Here is a 16118-nt window from a genome sequence, read left to right as displayed (position 1 = left end):
CCGTCGGATCTTCGCAAAATATCAAACAGGGAGGGAATGATGAAACATCTGAAGTGGACGCTCGCGGTGGCTGCGAGCTTGGTGACCGGCGCGGCCAACGCCGAAATATCGGACAACGTCGTGCGCATCGGCGTGCTCAACGACATCTCCGGCATCTTCCAGGACACCAATGGCATGGGCTCGGTCGAGGCCGCGCGCATGGCGGCGGAGGATTTCAGCGGCGGCGGCAAGGGCATCAAGGTGGAGATCGTCTATGCCGATCACCAGAACAAGGCGGATGTCGGCAATGCGATCGCGCGCAAATGGCTCGACGTCGAAGGCGTCGACGCGATCGTCGACGTGCCGAACTCGGCCGTCGGTCTTTCCATCAACGCGCTTCTGCGCGACAGCCGCATGACCTTCCTGGCGTCCTCGACCGCAAGCTCGGACCTCACCGGCAAGGCCTGCTCGCCCAACACGATCCAATGGGTCAACGACGCCTGGGCGACCGGCAACACCACCGCAGCCGCCATGGTGTCGCGCGGCGGCAAGGATTGGTATTTCCTCACGGTCGATTACGCGCTCGGCAAGGGCATCGAGGCGGAGGCGCAGAAATACATCGAGGGGCACGGCGGCAAGGTGATCGGCTCGTCCAAGCATCCGCTCGGCACCTCCGATTTCGCGTCCTTCCTGCTGCAGGCGCAAAGCTCGAAGGCGCAGGTCATCGGGCTCGCCAATGCAGGCGGCGACACCATCAATGCGGTGAAACAGGCCGCCGAATTCGGCATCCAGCAGAGTGGGCAGAAGCTCGTCGCCTTCCTGCTCTTCATCAACGACGTTCACGGCATGGGCATCAAGGTCGCGCAGGGCCTCCAGCTCATGGAAGCCTTCTACTGGGACATGAACGATGATACCCGCGCGTTCGCCAAGCGTTTTGCTGCACGGCCCGGCATGAACGGCAAGATGCCGAGCGGCAATCAGGCCGGAGTCTATGCTTCCACGCTCGCTTATCTCAACGCCGTCGCCGCCACCGGCAGCGACAATGCCAAGCAGGTCGTGCCCGAGATGAAGAAGTTCAAGGGCAAGGACAAGCTGTTCGGCGACACCGCGATCCGTCAGGACGGTCGCGTCGTGCATCCGATGTACCTGTTCGAGGTGAAGAAGCCGGAGGAGTCGAAATATCCGTACGACTATTACAAGCTGGTCGCGACGATTCCGGCAGACCAGGCGTTCCGCCCGCTCGCGGAAGGCGGGTGCGAGCTGGTGAAGTAGCGGCCGCGAGCGCGGCGCAATTGCACCCTCTCCCCTTGTGGGAGAGGGTGGCTTCGCGAAGCGAAGCCGGGTGAGGGGTCTCTCTCCTCACGAACAATCGCGAGAGTTGAGAGAACCCCTCATCCGGCGCCGTAGCCGAAGCTCTGCTTCGGCGTTCTTAAGAACGGCGGCCGAAGGCCGCCTATGCCACCTTCTCCCACAAGGGGAGAAGGAAGTAAGACTACACCACCTTGCTCGACCCCTGCGTGATCAACCGCGCTGCGCGCTGGTCTCGCGCGTAGATCCACAGCCAGCTCAGCGCGACGCTGAGCCGGTGGCGCAGGCCGATCAGGAAGTAGATGTGGGCGATGCCCCAGATCCACCACGCGATGGTGCCGCGCAGCTTGATCTTGCCGAAATCGATGATTGCGAGCCGCTTGCCGATCTGCGCGAGGTTACCGGAATGCTTATAGCGGAACGGACCCGCTGCAGCGCCGCGCAGGCGCGCTTTGATGGTCTCCGCGACGTGACGGCCCTGCTGCTTGGCGGCCGGCGCGATGCCGGGCACCGGCTTGCCGTCCCAGGCGTTGATGCTGACGGTATCCCCGATCGCGAAGATCTCGGGATGGCCTGATATGGTGAGGTCGGCCTCGACCAGCACGCGCCCGGCGCGATCGTGCGCTGCGCCGAGCCATTCGGCAGCGGGCGAGGCGCGCACGCCGGCGGCCCAGATCCGTGTCTTGGCCTCGAGCAGTTTGCCGCCGAACACGACGCCCTCGCGATTGATCTCGGTGACGGCCTGCCCGAGCACGACCTCGACGCCGATCTTTTCCAGCGAGGCCTGCGCATAGGCTGATAGCTCGTCGGGAAAGCCGGCGAGCACGCGCTGGCCGGCCTCGATCAGCACGACGCGGGCCTTGTGCGTGTCGATGTTGCGGAAATCGGCGGGCAGGGTGTGATGCGCCATCTCGGCGATGGTGCCGGCGAGCTCGACGCCGGTCGGGCCGGCGCCGACGATCACGAAGGTCAGCCGTGCCGCGCGCCGCTTTGGATCGATCTCGCGCTCGGCGCGCTCGAACGCCACCAGGATGTGCCGGCGCAAGGTGGTCGCATCCTCCAGCGTCTTCAGGCCGGGCGCGAACTGCTCCCATTCATCGTGGCCGAAATAGGCGTGCCGCGCGCCCGTGGCCAGCACCAGCGTGTCGTAGGGCACCTCGCTGCCGTCGTCGATCAGCACGCAGCGTCGTTCGGCATCGACGCCGCTCACGGTGGCGAACAGCGTCGTCACCTCGCGCCGGTCGCGCATGAGATGACGGATCGGCCAGGCGATCTCGCTGGTTGCGAGCGAGGCGGTCGCGACCTGGTAAAGCAGGGGCTGGAACAGATGATGATTGCGGCGGTCGATCAGCGTGATCTCGACGGGAGCGCCCGCAAGCCGGTAAGTCGCCTCCAGCCCGCCGAAGCCGGCGCCGACGATGACGACGCGATGGGGATTTGCGGCCATGATTTAACCCTCGATCTCGCTGCTGCTCGCCTTCATTTAAGTGCGGATTGGGCGCCGCGGTCCAATAGAGGTCATCAATCGTCGCATAGGCCTGATGTATCGATCCGGCGCGAAAAAGCGCCGCAGCCTCCCGGACCGGCCCTGGGCCGGCCTCGGCCGAAGTGAGTAGAATTATAATTCTTGCCATCTCAGATCGGGGCGAAATATGGTGCAGGGCGGGCGCTGAGCCATTGGCGGCGCGACATATTTTGCGTTCAATAGAGACAGGCCTGGAGCGGCGATCACCCCGCTTCCAGGACCGATAATTAAGGAGGGAGTGTTATGAGGACGGCATTCTGGCTGGCGGGCGCAGCGGCGCTGGTGCTGGCAAATCAGGCATTCGCCGGAGACACCATCAAGATCGGTTTCGTCTCGACCTTCAGCGGCCCGACCGCCGTGATCGGCAACGACATGCGCAATTCCTTCGAGCTCGCGCTCGATCATCTCGGCCGCAAGATGGCCGGCAAGCCGGTCGAGGTGCTCTACGAGGACGACGGGCAGAAGCCCGACGTCGGCAAGCAGAAGACCGAGAAGCTGGTGCAGTCCGACAAGGTCGACTTCATCGTCGGCTATATCTGGTCGAACGTGCTGCTCGCCTCGCTCAAGACCGCGGTCGATTCGAAGACCTTCCTGATCTCGGCCAATGCCGGGCCGTCGCAGCTCGCGGGCGAGCTGTGCTCGCCTTACGTGTTCTCGACCTCCTGGCAGAACGACCAGACCCCGCAGGCGGTCGGCACCTATATGAACCAGAAGGGTGTCAAGTCGGTGTTCCTGATCGGCCCGAACTATGCCGCCGGCAAGGACATGCTGGCCGGCGTCAAGAGCACCTTCAAGGGTCAGGTCGTGGGTGAGGAATATACGGTGTGGCCGAGCCAGCTCGACTTCTCCGCCGAGCTCTCCAAGGCGCGTGCCTCCGGCGCCGAGTCGATCTTCGTGTTCTACCCGGGTGCTGCTGGCGTGCAATTCCTGAACCAATATGCACAGGCCGGGCTGAAGAGCACGATGCCGCTCTACACCGCCTTCACCATCGACGAGCTCTCGCTGCCGCTCCAGAAGGAGAACGCGCTCGGGGTGCCCGGCGCGCAGCAATGGGTCAACGACCTCCCCAACGAGCAGAACAAGCGCTTCGTCGCCGACTACCGCAAGAAGTACCCCGGCCTGCGCCCGACCTTCTACGGCGCGCAGTCCTATGACGCCGCGAACCTGATCAACAGCGCCGTCGTCGCCGTGAAGGGAGACACCTCCAAGAAGGACGAGATGAAGGCCGAGATGGAGAAGGCCAACTTCAAGTCGGTGCGCGGCGCGTTCAAGTTCGGCAACAACCACATCCCGATCCAGAACTTCTATCTGCAGGACGTGGTCAAGGATTCCGAAGGCCAGCTCGCCTTGAAGACCGTCGCCACCATCGTCGAGAACGATCAGGATCGCTTCCACGAGAAGTGCAAGATGAAGTGAGCCAAGCGACGTAGCCCCTTCTCCCCTTGTGGGAGAAGGTGGCGCGAAGCGCCGGATGAGGGGTTCTCTCCCCTTGCAAGATTGTCCGTGAGGAGAGAGACCCCTCACCCGTCTCGCCGCTTTGCGGCGAGCCACCCTCTCCCGCAAGGGGAGAGGGGAAGCAGAATTGCCTACACCCTCGGCATGCTTGCCGGGCGCACCTCGCGCGCTTGCGCTGCGAGCCTGATGGCGGCGTTGGCCGCGCCAAAACCCTGATAGTTCCTGCGCTCGACGATCTCGAAGAAGAAGCGCTCGTCGAAGATGTGGGTGTAGACCTGGAAGAACTCGCCGTCGCCTTCGCGGTCGTAGAGGATGTGGTTGGCGCGCAGCTGCGCCATCAGTTCGGGTGAAAGATCGTATTTGGCTTCGATGTCGTCGTAGTAATTGTCGGGGATGTCCAGGAAGCCCGCGCCGCGCCGGCGCATCGCGGCGACGGTCGCAAAAATATCCTGACACGCGAAGGCGACATGCTGCACGCCCGAGCCGAAGAACTCGGAGATGAAGCGCGCCGGCAGGGTGCGGTTGGCGGAGGAGCCATTGAGCACGAAGCGCAGGCTCTGGTCGGCGTTGATGACGGCCTGGCTCTGCACGAGGCCTCTGGGGTCGGCGATCTCCATCTGCGGCAGGCGTTTCAGGTCGAGAATGCCGGTGTAGAACAACAGCCAGGTCAGCATCTCGTCATAGGGCATCGACTGCGCGATGTGGTCGACCGCGACCAGCGCATCGGCGCTTGAATCGCTTGCAACAGGCTCGAAATCGGTGTCCCAGTTCTTGCCGGCCTGGTCGAGAAAATAGAGCAGGCTGCCGCCGACGCCATGGATCGCGGGAATCTCGAGTTCACCCGGTCCGACCGGCTGGTAGAAGGTGCGCGCCTTCAGCGTCTCGGCGCGCTGCATGGCGCGGCCGGCATCGTCGACGTCGAGCGCGATGGCGCAGACGCCGGGCCCGTGGGTGACATAGTGCGAATGCGCAAAGCCGTCGGTCTCGCAATTGATGACGAGCTCGACCTTGCCCTGCGACCAGCGCTCCACCGCCTTGCTGCGGTGCTGGCCCGTCTTGCGAAAACCGAGCTGCGAGAACAGGCGGCCAAGCTCGGCGGCCTTGCTCTCGTTGACGGCAAATTCGATGAAGCCGGTGCCGCGGCTCTTCGCCTTCGGGGCCAGCGCCTTGCCGGCGAAATTCGGCCAGTCCGGTGCGAGCTGGTCCTCCAGCAGAATCAGCGAGCGCAGGCCGTCGACCGCGGTCTGTGCGGCCGAGCCGGCGCGGAACTGGTCGTTGAAGATTTCCAGCGACAGCGGTCCGGCATAGCCGGTCGCTGCGATCGCCGCCATGAACGCGCCGACCGGCAGGTCGCCCTGGCCGGGGAAGGAGCGGAAGTGCCGGCTCAATGACAGGATGTCGAGCTCGAGCCTTGGCGCGTCGGAGAGCTGCACCAGAAAGATCTTGTCGCCGGGGATCGAGGCCATGGCGCGGGTCGGAAAGCCAGGTGCCAGCGCATGAAAGCTGTCGAGGATGACGCCAATCGCGGGATGATCGGCGCGGCGCACGATCTCCCAGGCGTCGCGATAATCGTTGACGTGGCGGCCCCAGGCCAGCGCCTCATAGCCGACGCGCAAACGACGTTTCGCGGCGCGATCGCCAAGCTCGCGAAAATCGTCAGCCGCGCGGTCGATGCCGCCGAGCGCGGCGGGTGAGACGTTGGAGCAGATCAGCAACAGATCGGTGCCGAGCTCCTGCATCAGATCGAACTTCCGCTCCGCGCGGGCGAAGTTGCGCGCACGCTGCGGCTCCGGCATGCCCTCGAAATCGCGGAACGGCTGGAACGCACAGATCTCGAGATTGAGGTCCGTGCACATCTTCGCGATATCGCGTGGGCCGGCGCCGAACGACAGCAGGTCGTTCTCGAAGATTTCGACCGCATCGAAGCCCGCGGCGGCGATGGCGCGGAGCTTTTCGTCGAGGCTGCCTGAGAGGGAGACGGTGGCGATCGAGCGCTTGTTCATGCGGCCTGCTCCATGATCCGCCCCGGCGAGATCGTTTGCCCGGTACGCGCGGCCGCGCTGACGGCTTCGACGACGGCGAGCGTCCCCATCGCGTCCTCGACCGATATCAGCGGCTGTTCACGGCCGGCAATCATTGCGCAGAAATGCCGGAGCTGCTCGACCAGCGGATCGAACGCGGGCGGCGCGATGGTCCCGCGCGCCAGCGGCGCGTACCAGCCGGGCTGCTCCGTGTATGACCACAGCTCCATGTTCGGCACGGAGAGCGAACCCGCCGTCCCTGCGAAGATGTAGCAGGGCTGGTCCTGCCTGGGATAGGCCGGGTTCTCGCCTGAGGAGAGCTCCCAGCTCCACGGCGCCGGCGTCGCATCCGACACGGTTACCGTGCCCAGCGCGCCGTTGGCGAAGCGCAGCAGCAGCGCGGCGGTGTCCTCGACCGCGAAGCCGCGCACCTTGTTCGAGGTCAGCGCCTGCACCTCGACGATCTCGCCGCAGATGAAGCGGAGATTGTCGATGTCGTGGATGAGATTGATCAGCAGTGGCCCGCCGCCTGCCTCACGCCGCCAGGCGACCTCGAAATAATCGTCGGGCTTCTTGAGGAGCCACAGCCCGACCACGGCCGTGAGCTGGCCGAGCTTTCCGTTCGTCACGGCCTCGCGGGCCGACTTGATGACGGGATTGTGCCGCCGGTGGTGGCCGACCAGCATCGGCACGCCGGTGCGTCTCACCGCCGCGCACAGGCGTTGCGCGGTGGCAACCGTCTCGGTCACCGGCTTCTCGATCAAAGCCGGCACGCCGGCTTCGGCGCAGTCGAGCGCCATCGGCAAGTGCAACGTGTTGGGCGACGCAATGATGAGGCCGTCGGGCTTCTCTTCGGCCAGCAGCGCGCGATGGTCCGCATAGCAGGGCACGCCATGCGCCCGCGCATATTCCTTCGCGGCGGGCGAGGGGTCTGCGATGCCGGCGAGCACGCAATCCTGGGCGGACTCGATCAACTCGATATGGCGGCGGCCGATCAGGCCGGCGCCGGCCACGGCGATCCGCATTCTCGCGCTCATGCCGCGCTCTCCTCCATGGCGCCGCCGAGGAAGAGCTGCCCGATGCGCGGATCGTTCAGAATGCGCCTGGCGTCATCGACCATGCGGGTCTGGCCAAGCTCCAGCACGATGCCGATGTCGGAGATCTCCAGCGCCGAGCGCGCGTTCTGCTCGATCATCAGGATGGTGACGCCGCGATCGCGCAAGCTCTTGAGGATGTCGAAGGTCTGCTGCACCATCAGCGGCGACAGACCGATCGAGGGCTCGTCGACCAGCACCAGCTTCGGCTCGAGCAGCAGCGAGCGGGCGATCTCGAGCTGCTTCTGCTCGCCGCCTGATAGCGTCGAGGCCTGCTGCGCGGACTTGCGCCGCAATGCCGGAAACAGGTCGAGCGCCGCCTCGATCCGCTTGGGCAGGTCGAGGCCCTTGTCGGCGGCGACGCCGCCGAGCTCGATATTGTGGCGCACCGACAGCTCGGGAAAGATGTTGCGGCCCTGCGGCACGTAGCAGATGCCGGCGTTGAGCAGCGCGCGCTGGCTCAAATTGGTGACGTCGCGGCCCGCGAAGCTGATCTTGCCTTCGCGCAGCTTGAGCAGGCCGAAGATGGCCTTGAATACCGTCGATTTGCCGGCGCCGTTCGGGCCGATGATCGTCGTGATCGTGGCTGACGGCACGGCAAACGTCGTGCCGTTCAAGATCGTCATCTTGCCGTAGCCGCCGACGAGATTGTGGACCGAGAGAATGGGATCGCTCATTACGCGCTCCTAATGTCCGAGATAGGCTTCGATCACGGCGGGGTTCTTGCGGACCTCGTCGGGCCGGCCCATCGCCAGCACCTTGCCTTCCGCCATCACCATCACGCGCGAGCACAGCGACATCACGAACTCCATGTTGTGCTCGATCACGACGAAGGTGGCGTTCTTCTCGCGGTTGATCGCGACCAGGCGCTCCTTGAGGTCCGCCAGCATCGACGGGTTGACGCCGCCGGCTGGCTCGTCGAGCAGCACCAGGCGCGAGCCGCCCATGAAGGCCATGGCGGCATCGAGCAGTTTTTGCTGACCATAAGAGAGACCCCCAGCCGGCTCGTCGGCGAGATGGTCGAGCTTGAAGAAGCCGATCATCTGGTTCGCGGCCTCGGTCAGCCCGGCATCGGAGCGGCCGACCAGGCGCGAGGCCATGTTGCCCTGGTGCTCCTGTCCGGCGAGGATCAGGTTCTCGCGCACCGAGAGCTTTGGGAACACCTGCAACAGCTGGAAGGTGCGGCTGACCCCGAGCTTGTTGAGCTCGGAGGGACGCAGGCCCGTGACGACCTGTCCGTCGAGCTTGACTTCGCCGCCGGTCGGCGTGAGCTGGCCGAGGATGCAGTTGAACAGCGTGGACTTGCCGCAGCCGTTCGGCCCGATCAGGCCGAGGATCTCGCCCTCGCGCACGTCGAACGAGACCCCGTTGACGGCGTGGATGCCGCCAAAGCTCTTCTTGATGTCGGTGACTTCGAGGACCGCGCTCATTGCGCCGTCTCCAGGCGCGACTTTGCGATGGCGCGCAGCGCGGACGCCGCCTTGGTGCGGCGCTCGGCGAGATATCGATCGAGGATTCCGAGAATGCCGGTCGGCGACCAGATCAGCAGCAGCATCACGGCGACGGCGTAGAGCATCAGGTAGTAGCCTTCCGTGAAGCGCAACCATTCCGGCAGCAGCACCGCGATCATCGCTCCCAGGAACGGACCGAAATAGAAGCCGGCGCCGCCGACGATCACCATCAGCAGGAGGTCGAGCGAGAGCGACAGGTTGAACGGCACGGGATCGATATATTGCGTCAGCGGCGCATAGAGCGCTCCGGCGACGCCGCCGAGTGCCGAGCCGATCGCGAAGGCCATCAGCGTGTAGCGGCGGGTATCGACGCCGAGGGATTGCGCGCGCAACGGATTCTCGCGCAGCGCCATGAAGGCACGGCCCCAGGGCGATCGGATCAGCCACCACACCGCAAGCGAGACGATCGCGAGCGAGCCGAGGCAGACATAGTAGAACGGCAGCGGTTTGTTGGTCGCGATGCCGAAGATGTGCGGACGCGGAATGTTGGAGATGCCGTAGATGCCGCCGGTCAGCCAGCTCTCGTTGCGGAACACCAGGAAGGCGAGGGTAGAAAAGGCGAGGGTGACGAAGGCGAGGTAATGGTGCTGCACGCGCAGTGCGGGATAGCCGAGCACCCAGCCGATCGCAAAGCTCAAGACGATCGCCACCAGGATCGCCGCCGGCAGCGGCCAGCCATGTGTGGTCATGATCGCGGCCGCATAGGCGCCGATGCCGACGAAGGCGCCTTGCGCCAGCGAGACCTGGCCGGCATAGCCGAGCGTGAGATTGAGCCCCATGGCGGCGATGCTCATCACCGCCCATTGGCTCAGGATGAACAGGCCGTAGCGGTTGAAGTTCATGGGGACGATGATCAGCGCGGCGATGATGGCAAGGCCGAGCGCGATCTTCAGGGGTTTGGCGATGCCGCTCATACGGTGCGCTCCTCGGCACGGCCGAGCAAGCCCTGCGGCCGGAACAGGATGACGGCGATCAGGAACATCATCGGCACGGCGGCGCGATACTGCGTCGAGACATAGGCCGCCGCGAGATTGTCGAGTACGCCGATCAGCAGGCCGCCGGCGATGGCGCCGCGCACCTGGTTGAAGCCGCCGACGATCGCGGCGATGAAGGCGGCCTGGCCCAGCACCTCGCCGGACGAGAATTTTGCGAGGTAGATCGGTGTGATCAGCAGCGAGGCCAGCGCCACCAGGAAGGCGTTGATCAGGAAGGTCAGCAGGATCATGCGCTCGACCGGGACGCCGATGATGCGGGCCACCGTCGGGTTCTGCGCCGCCGCCTGCATCTGGTGGCCGAGCGAGGTACGGCTCAGCAGCGTGGTCAGGCCGAGAACGGCGAGGATGGCAACAGTGAGCACGCCGATGCTCTGCAGCGACACAGCATGGCCGAGGATGGAGATGTCGCCGGTCGGCACGATCGAGGGGAAGGGCGAAGCCTCCGCGCTGTAGAACTGCTTGACCGATTCCTTGATGCCGATCGCGAGCGCCATGGTCGCGATCGCCAGCGGTAGCACACCGTGACGCATCATCGGGTCCACCAGCAGCATCTTGAAGGCGAGCCCGAGCAGGATCAGCGAGAGCAGGATGCCGAGGATGATCGCGAGCCAGAACGGCGCGCCCACATGCATCGCGGCCAGCATCAGGAACGCCGGCAGCATCACGAACTCGCCTTGCGCGAAATTGATAGTCTGCGAGGTCTGCCACAGCAGCGTGAAGCCGACCGCGACCAGCGCGTAGATGGCGCCGGTGGCGAGCCCCGCGACCAGTAGATCGAATAGGTTGGACATGTTCCCCTCTTTCCTCTCCCTCTCCCCGCTCTCTTTCTTCTCCCTCTCCCCGCGAAGGGGCGGGGAGAGGGAGACGAAAGATCTCTCCCCGCGTAGAGCGGGGCGAGGGAGAAGGGCCACGCTTCACTTCACCTTGGGCAGCACCTGCTTCACCACCTGCTTGCCTTCGACGACCTCGACCAGGAAGCTCTGGCGGTCGATGTCGCCGGTGTCGCTGAAGGTGACGTCCATCAAAATGCCCGGCTCGTCCGCGGTCTTGATGGTGAGGCCGTGCAGCGTGTCGGCGAACTTCTTCGGGTCGACCTTGCCCATCTTTTCCGTGGTGGCCTTCACCATGTAGACGGCGAGGTAGCCTTTCAGGCCGTTATGGTCAGGGACGTAATTGTACTTCTTGGAGAACTTCTCGCGGAACGCCTTGACCAGGTCGACCGGCGCGTCGGTGGTGAGGCCGACATGGCCGCGCGCGCCGTTGGCGGCATCGCCGGCCAGCTCGATCACCTTCTGGCCGATCAGCGTGGTCTCGCCCATCAGCGGCGCGGTGACGCCCTGGCGCTTCAGCTCTTTGAGGATGCGCGCGCTCTCTTCCTCGTTCAGATAGACGAACACGGCGTCGGGATTGGCGGCCTTGATCTTGCCGACGTCGGCGGCGAAGTCGGCCTGGCCCGCTTCGGTCGACAGATCGGCAACAACCTTCGAGCCGAGCCGGTCGAGCTCCTTGACGATGACGTCGCGCCCGCCGCGGCCGAAGTCGTTGTTGACCCAGACCACCGCGACCGTCTTCGCCTTCATCTCGTCGTGGATGTACTTGGCGACCTTCGGCATCGAGGATTGCTGGCCGAAGGAGGTGCGAAACAGGAACTTGTTTCCTGTCTGCGTCAGCTCGGCGGCTTCGCCGCCCATGATCTGCGCGATGCCGGCTTCGGCCGCGAGCGGCGCGGTCACCTTCACCGAGCCGGAATAGCCGGGCCCGAGCAGCACATAGGGCTCAGCGTCGAGCGCCTTCTGCACCTGGGCGCGCGCCACCCCGGGGTTGGACTGCGAGTCGGCGTGGCTGACCTCGAGCTTGCGGCCGAGCACGCCGCCCTTGGCATTGATCTCCTCGATCGCGAGGTCGATGCCGTTCTTCCAGTTCGTGCCGACGGTGGCGCCGCCGCCCGAGAGCTCCGCGACGTTGGCGAGCTTGATTGCCTGGGCAAAGGCGCCCGTTGCAGTCATGACGGTGAGCAATGCGCCCACCACTAGCGTTGATTTCATCGTCCTCTCCTCCCGTTTCAAATCTTGCAAGCAGCCTTGTATCCGGCCGCTTCGCCTCAAGCTGCCTGATAGGCGGCGCTGCGCGCTGCCATCACGGCGTCGAAAGCCTCTCCCATGATCTCGGTGGATGGGGCAAGGCCTGTGAACAGTTCGAAGGCGTCGGCGGCCTGGTAGATCGCGAGGTCGCGGCCGGTCATGATCTTCGCGCCCTTCTCTCGCGCTGCGGCCAGCAGCGGCGTGATCAGCGGCGAGTAGACGGCGTCGGCGACCCAAAGGTCCGCCCTGAGCAGTCTCGCCGGCACCGGCGTGTCACGGTTCGGCAGCATGCCGACCGGCGTGCCGTTGACGAGACCGGTCGCACCCTCGAGCGCATCCTCGACGCTGGCGGCGACGCGGGCGCCGCGCGGGGCGAGCATGGTGGCCAGCTTCTCGGCGCGCGCCGGCTCGCTGTCGAAAATGCGGATGTCAGCCACCTCTTGGCTCGCCAGCGCAAACGCGATGGCCTTGCCGACGCCGCCGGCGCCGATCAGGGCGATGGCGTTGCCGGAGGGCGCCAGCAACGGCGTCACCGCCCGCGCGAAGCCCGTGGTGTCGGTGTTGTGGCCGGTCAGCCGGCCGTCCCTGACCACGACGGTGTTGACCGCGCCCATGCTGGCTGCGCCCGGCGCCAGCGCGTCGAGCAGCGGCACCACCGCTTCCTTGTAGGGGTAGGTGACATTGACGCCGGCAAAGCCGAGCCGCCGGACGCCCTCGAGCATCATGCGCAGTCCGGCCGCATCGGCCCCGGCGACCTCGATAAGCTGGTAATGGCCGCGCAGGCCGAGCGCTTCGGCGGCGCGCTCATGCATGGCGGGCGAGGCGGAATGCGCGATCGGGGCGCCGATCAGGCCCGTGAGGAGCTTCTTGCTGGCGGCGTATCCGCGTTTCGACATGGTTCGCTATCGTCTCAAGGGAGCGTCCGGCCCCGGCCATTAGCGGGGAAATCCGTGCAATTCCAGCTGCGACGATAGCCTTTCCCCCGCCTAACACAATTACCCTTTTATCTGGCAAACCTAACATCATGTTATTTCCTCCGCCCGCGGGCAGGGGCGGTCTTGCCACTGCCGCGGGAGGGCTCGACCGCGCGCATCTCGGCGCGCAGGGCCTCGATGAAATACTCGGCATGCAGCGACAGCGGCGTGCCGCGCTTGACTGCGATGTAGGTGTCGAACCGCGTCGGCTCGGCGATCTTCAGAAGCTCGATCCCGGGATAGCCGCCATGGGCGACGGTGAACTGGTCGATGATGGCGATGCCGAGTCCCGCCTTCACTAGCGCGCAGACGGTGGTGCCGAAGCGCGCGCGGATCGTGATGTTGTAGTCGAGCCGGTGGCGCGCGAAGATCCCGGCCATGATCCGGCCGTAGGGGTCGTTGGGATCGATGCCGATCAGCGGATAGCGCGTGATCTCGGCGGCGGAGACCTGCTTGCGGCCGGAGAGCTCGTGGCCGGGCGGCACGATGCAATAGAGCTCGCCCGAAGCGAGCGGCATGAAGTCGAGCCCGGAATGCTCGAGCCGATAGCTCATCGCCACGCATTCGCCGCGGCCGAGCATCAGGTAGTCGATGGCTTCCTCGAGCTTGAGGATGTTGATGTCGATGCCGAGATCGGGATAGCGGCGGCGGACGCGCTCGATCGCACGCGGCACCATCACCTGCGAGATGCTCGGCACCGAGCCGATGCGCAGCTCCGACAGGCCGCCGCGGCCGATCTTGGAGATGATCTCGGAGAGGTCGTCGACCTTCTTGTAGACGCCGTTGATCTGCTCGAAGATGTTCTCCGCTTCCGGCGTCGGGAAGTAGCGCCCGTTCTGGCGCTGGAAGAAGCGGATGCCGAGCGAGCGCTCGGTGTATTTGACGAGGCGGCTGATCCCCGGCGCCGAGACGTTGAGCAGCTTCGCCGCACCGCCGATGGTGCCCGTCACCATCACGGCACGGATCACTTCGACCTGGCGCAGCGTCATCATGGCCTTGAACCGTTCCTGGCATCGACAAGAGATCGCGGCGATCATCTCACGAGAGATGCGCTGTCATCCAGCGGCAAGTGTGCGCCGATGTGACCGGAGGCTGGCGCTTTCCCTCTCCCCTTGTGGGAGAGGGTGGATCGCCGCAGAGCGGCGAGACGGGTGAGGGGTCTCTCTCCGCGACTTCAAATGGGAGTTGGATTCGCGGAGAGAGACCCCTCATCCGGCGCTTCGCGCCACCTTCTCCCACAAGGGGAGAAGGGAAGCCAAAATTCGCAGTCAGAGTGTTTCGACTAAAACCCGCGCGGTCAGATGGAGAGGCGTCCTCGTGACGCGATCTGTTGCTCCGGCGTCGTCTTTGCAACGGCGTTCTAGCTCGCCGGCCCTTCCGGCGACACGCTCTCGGCCAGCTCCGCGCGCTCGCTCTGCAGCACCTCGCGCGCAAACTCGATGATCTTCTGCTTGTTCGCCGTTTCGCGGACGGCAAAAAACACGCGGTTCAATTCCAGGCCGAGCACGCTGTTGAGGGCGATGTCCTCGTCTTCCATCGTTGGCTTCCCGCTTCGGATGTTCTCAGGTGTATCGTGGCGTCAATTCTGCCACAAGTAGTTAAATCCTCAGAGCGCATGAGCACCGGGAAACTACGGCCACAGCGAATTGAGGCGGTCTGTGAATACGTGCTATACGGAAGCGCGAGGGTCAGGAAACGTACGATGTCCGCCGTAGACTATGGCCGGGAGGCGCTCGACTTCATCGAAGGTCTGCAGACCTACCGCAAGGTACCAGAGGCCATGAACGCGCTCGAAGCGGCGTTCGGTCGCTTCGGCTTCGAAACCATCATCGTGACGGGGTTGCCCAATCCCGATCAGCAGTTTGCGCAGATGGTGCTCGCCAAACGCTGGCCTGCGGGATGGTTCAGCCTCTACACCGAGAAAAACTACGATCGTTTCGATCCCGTGGTGCGGTTGTGCCGGCAGTCGGTCAATCCGTTCGAGTGGTCGGAAGCGCCCTATGATGCGGAACTCGAGCCGAATGCGGCCGAGGTGATGAACCGTGCCAGCGAGTTCCGCATGTCGCGCGGCTTCATCGTGCCGATCCACGGCCTCACCGGCTACGAGGCGGCGGTCTCGCTCGGCGGTGTCCATCTCGACCTCAATGCCCGCAGCAAGCCGGCGCTGCATCTGATGGCGATGTATGGCTTCGACCACATTCGCCGTCTGCTCGAGCCGATGCCGCATCCGTCGACGCGCCTCACCCCGCGCGAACGCGAGGTGATCGCCTGGGCTTCGCAGGGGAAGTCGGCCTGGGAAATCGGCGAGATCCTCCACATCACCCAGCGCACCGCCGAAGAGCATCTTGCAACTGCTGCGCGCAAGCTCGGCGCGGTCAACCGTACGCATGCGGTCGCGCTGGCGATTCGGAACAAGATCATCAATCCTTAAGCCGCCTTACTGGGAAATTTCCCAATACCGAAGCTGCGTCTTTTCGCAGAATCTCCCCCCATTGAGGATGAATGGGGGTTTTCATGATTCACGCAGTTTCCGCGGTAAATCGTCACCTTTATGAAGACGTAATCGAGCAGCATTTCCGGCTGCGTCACGACATCTTCGTCGAGGAGCGGCGCTGGGAGACGCTGCGCAGGCCGGATGGCCGTGAGATCGATTCCTACGACGACGAGGACACCGTCTACCTGCTGGCGCTGGAGGGCCGCCGCGTTGTGGGCGGTCATCGGCTCTATCCGACCACCAAGCCCTCGATGATGAGTGAGGTGTTTCCGCATCTGGCGGCGGTTCGCGGCTGGCCCGCCGATCCGCTAGTGTGGGAATGGTCGCGCTACTTCGTCGTGCGCGATCGCCGCGACGGCGCGCTCAACCTGCAACTGATGGCTGCGGTGCAGGAGTTCTGCCTCGACCAGGGAATCGCGCAGGTCAGCGCGATCATGGAGACCTGGTGGCTGCCGCGCTTCCACGAAGCCGGCTTCGTCGTGACGCCGCTCGGCCTACCGGCTCTGGTCGAGAACGCATGGACCATGGCGGCGATCATCGACATTCGTCGGGAGACGCTCGATGCCCTGCATCGTCGGATCGGCACGGCTTCGGTCGTGCAGCAGGACGGCCCTCGTCTCGATGCCGTCGCACGTGCCAACCTCTGCGGTCATGTTGCCGCGCAACGAAAGAGCGCCTGAG

Annotated in this window: 15 protein-coding genes; 4 read left to right on the top strand and 11 right to left on the bottom strand. The window is 64.8% G+C overall.

The features are described 5' to 3' along the window. Window positions 1-39: 39 nt before the first annotated feature. Window positions 40-1251: an ABC transporter substrate-binding protein gene (locus I6F12_RS26755; RefSeq protein WP_225157618.1), complete on the top strand. Its 1212-nt coding sequence runs from the start codon at window positions 40-42 to the stop codon at window positions 1249-1251. 220 nt (window positions 1252-1471) lie between these two features. On the opposite strand, the gene I6F12_RS26750 is transcribed toward I6F12_RS26755, so the two are convergent. Then, on the bottom strand, window positions 1472-2734 hold the full coding sequence (locus I6F12_RS26750; protein WP_036001827.1) for an NAD(P)/FAD-dependent oxidoreductase: 1263 nt from the start codon (window positions 2732-2734) through the stop codon (window positions 1472-1474). A 321-nt stretch (window positions 2735-3055) separates the two neighbouring features. Between I6F12_RS26750 and I6F12_RS26745 the strand changes: the two genes are divergently transcribed. Then, the gene (locus I6F12_RS26745) at window positions 3056-4228 is read left to right on the top strand and encodes an ABC transporter substrate-binding protein (RefSeq protein WP_036001824.1); all 1173 of its coding nucleotides are present in this window, start codon (window positions 3056-3058) and stop codon (window positions 4226-4228) included. 170 nt (window positions 4229-4398) lie between these two features. Here the strand turns inward: I6F12_RS26745 and I6F12_RS26740 are convergent, their stop codons facing one another. The 10 genes from I6F12_RS26740 to I6F12_RS26695 form a co-directional block, all read right to left on the bottom strand. Then, window positions 4399-6270, bottom strand: coding sequence for a sugar phosphate isomerase/epimerase and 4-hydroxyphenylpyruvate domain-containing protein (locus I6F12_RS26740; protein WP_225157585.1), 1872 nt, complete (start codon window positions 6268-6270; stop codon window positions 4399-4401). Beyond that, window positions 6267-7325 carry a Gfo/Idh/MocA family oxidoreductase gene (locus I6F12_RS26735; protein ID WP_225157584.1) on the bottom strand — a complete coding sequence of 353 codons (1059 nt, stop codon included), beginning with the start codon at window positions 7323-7325 and terminating at the stop codon, window positions 6267-6269. The genes I6F12_RS26740 and I6F12_RS26735 overlap by 4 nt, the downstream gene beginning before the upstream one ends. Further along, window positions 7322-8059 carry an ABC transporter ATP-binding protein gene (locus I6F12_RS26730; protein ID WP_036020339.1) on the bottom strand — a complete coding sequence of 246 codons (738 nt, stop codon included), beginning with the start codon at window positions 8057-8059 and terminating at the stop codon, window positions 7322-7324. Before I6F12_RS26730 ends, I6F12_RS26735 begins: the two co-directional genes overlap by 4 nt. A gap of 9 nt (window positions 8060-8068) precedes the next feature. Beyond that, a complete protein-coding gene (locus tag I6F12_RS26725; RefSeq protein WP_036001814.1) occupies window positions 8069-8812 on the bottom strand; it encodes an ABC transporter ATP-binding protein in 744 nt (247 codons plus the stop codon). Beyond that, the gene (locus I6F12_RS26720) at window positions 8809-9807 is read right to left on the bottom strand and encodes a branched-chain amino acid ABC transporter permease (RefSeq protein ID WP_225157583.1); all 999 of its coding nucleotides are present in this window, start codon (window positions 9805-9807) and stop codon (window positions 8809-8811) included. The genes I6F12_RS26725 and I6F12_RS26720 overlap by 4 nt, the downstream gene beginning before the upstream one ends. Then, window positions 9804-10679 carry a branched-chain amino acid ABC transporter permease gene (locus I6F12_RS26715; RefSeq protein ID WP_036042799.1) on the bottom strand — a complete coding sequence of 292 codons (876 nt, stop codon included), beginning with the start codon at window positions 10677-10679 and terminating at the stop codon, window positions 9804-9806. Before I6F12_RS26715 ends, I6F12_RS26720 begins: the two co-directional genes overlap by 4 nt. 123 nt (window positions 10680-10802) lie before the next feature. Continuing rightward, entirely contained in the window at window positions 10803-11933 is a 1131-nt protein-coding gene (locus I6F12_RS26710; RefSeq protein ID WP_225157582.1) for an ABC transporter substrate-binding protein, read from the bottom strand. A gap of 56 nt (window positions 11934-11989) precedes the next feature. Then, entirely contained in the window at window positions 11990-12865 is an 876-nt protein-coding gene (locus tag I6F12_RS26705) for a shikimate dehydrogenase (protein ID WP_225157581.1), read from the bottom strand. Between the two features lie 131 nt (window positions 12866-12996). Further along, window positions 12997-13935, bottom strand: a complete 939-nt coding sequence (locus I6F12_RS26700) for a LysR family transcriptional regulator (protein ID WP_036001799.1) — start codon at window positions 13933-13935, stop codon at window positions 12997-12999. A 368-nt stretch (window positions 13936-14303) separates the two neighbouring features. Further along, entirely contained in the window at window positions 14304-14480 is a 177-nt protein-coding gene (locus I6F12_RS26695) for a hypothetical protein (RefSeq protein ID WP_036001797.1), read from the bottom strand. Window positions 14481-14645: 165 nt separating this feature from the next. Here I6F12_RS26695 and I6F12_RS26690 point away from each other — a divergent pair, with 165 nt between their 5' ends. Then, window positions 14646-15374: a LuxR family transcriptional regulator gene (locus I6F12_RS26690; RefSeq protein ID WP_036001794.1), complete on the top strand. Its 729-nt coding sequence runs from the start codon at window positions 14646-14648 to the stop codon at window positions 15372-15374. Between the two features lie 83 nt (window positions 15375-15457). Next, on the top strand, window positions 15458-16117 hold the full coding sequence (locus I6F12_RS26685) for an acyl-homoserine-lactone synthase (protein WP_225157580.1): 660 nt from the start codon (window positions 15458-15460) through the stop codon (window positions 16115-16117). Window position 16118: the final 1 nt, after the last annotated feature.

It is taken from the genome of Bradyrhizobium sp. IC4059, from assembly GCF_020193615.1.
Classification (GTDB): Bacteria; Pseudomonadota; Alphaproteobacteria; order Rhizobiales; family Xanthobacteraceae; genus Bradyrhizobium; species Bradyrhizobium yuanmingense.
The sequence above is the reverse complement of the archived record's forward strand: the minus strand, read 5'-3'. Positions and strand labels throughout refer to the sequence as shown.

What these genes read in the sequence shown, in the direction of transcription:
- I6F12_RS26685 (WP_225157580.1), top strand. Translation starts at nt 15,458, where the DNA reads ATGATTCACGCAGTTTCCGCGGTAAATCGTCACCTTTATGAAGACGTA.
- I6F12_RS26755 (WP_225157618.1), top strand. Translation starts at nt 40, where the DNA reads ATGAAACATCTGAAGTGGACGCTCGCGGTGGCTGCGAGCTTGGTGACC.
- I6F12_RS26750 (WP_036001827.1), bottom strand. Translation starts at nt 2,734, where the DNA reads ATGGCCGCAAATCCCCATCGCGTCGTCATCGTCGGCGCCGGCTTCGGC.
- I6F12_RS26705 (WP_225157581.1), bottom strand. Translation starts at nt 12,865, where the DNA reads ATGTCGAAACGCGGATACGCCGCCAGCAAGAAGCTCCTCACGGGCCTG.
- I6F12_RS26710 (WP_225157582.1), bottom strand. Translation starts at nt 11,933, where the DNA reads ATGAAATCAACGCTAGTGGTGGGCGCATTGCTCACCGTCATGACTGCA.
- I6F12_RS26700 (WP_036001799.1), bottom strand. Translation starts at nt 13,935, where the DNA reads ATGATGACGCTGCGCCAGGTCGAAGTGATCCGTGCCGTGATGGTGACG.
- I6F12_RS26735 (WP_225157584.1), bottom strand. Translation starts at nt 7,325, where the DNA reads ATGAGCGCGAGAATGCGGATCGCCGTGGCCGGCGCCGGCCTGATCGGC.
- I6F12_RS26720 (WP_225157583.1), bottom strand. Translation starts at nt 9,807, where the DNA reads ATGAGCGGCATCGCCAAACCCCTGAAGATCGCGCTCGGCCTTGCCATC.
- I6F12_RS26695 (WP_036001797.1), bottom strand. Translation starts at nt 14,480, where the DNA reads ATGGAAGACGAGGACATCGCCCTCAACAGCGTGCTCGGCCTGGAATTG.
- I6F12_RS26740 (WP_225157585.1), bottom strand. Translation starts at nt 6,270, where the DNA reads ATGAACAAGCGCTCGATCGCCACCGTCTCCCTCTCAGGCAGCCTCGAC.
- I6F12_RS26745 (WP_036001824.1), top strand. Translation starts at nt 3,056, where the DNA reads ATGAGGACGGCATTCTGGCTGGCGGGCGCAGCGGCGCTGGTGCTGGCA.
- I6F12_RS26690 (WP_036001794.1), top strand. Translation starts at nt 14,646, where the DNA reads ATGTCCGCCGTAGACTATGGCCGGGAGGCGCTCGACTTCATCGAAGGT.
- I6F12_RS26715 (WP_036042799.1), bottom strand. Translation starts at nt 10,679, where the DNA reads ATGTCCAACCTATTCGATCTACTGGTCGCGGGGCTCGCCACCGGCGCC.
- I6F12_RS26725 (WP_036001814.1), bottom strand. Translation starts at nt 8,812, where the DNA reads ATGAGCGCGGTCCTCGAAGTCACCGACATCAAGAAGAGCTTTGGCGGC.
- I6F12_RS26730 (WP_036020339.1), bottom strand. Translation starts at nt 8,059, where the DNA reads ATGAGCGATCCCATTCTCTCGGTCCACAATCTCGTCGGCGGCTACGGC.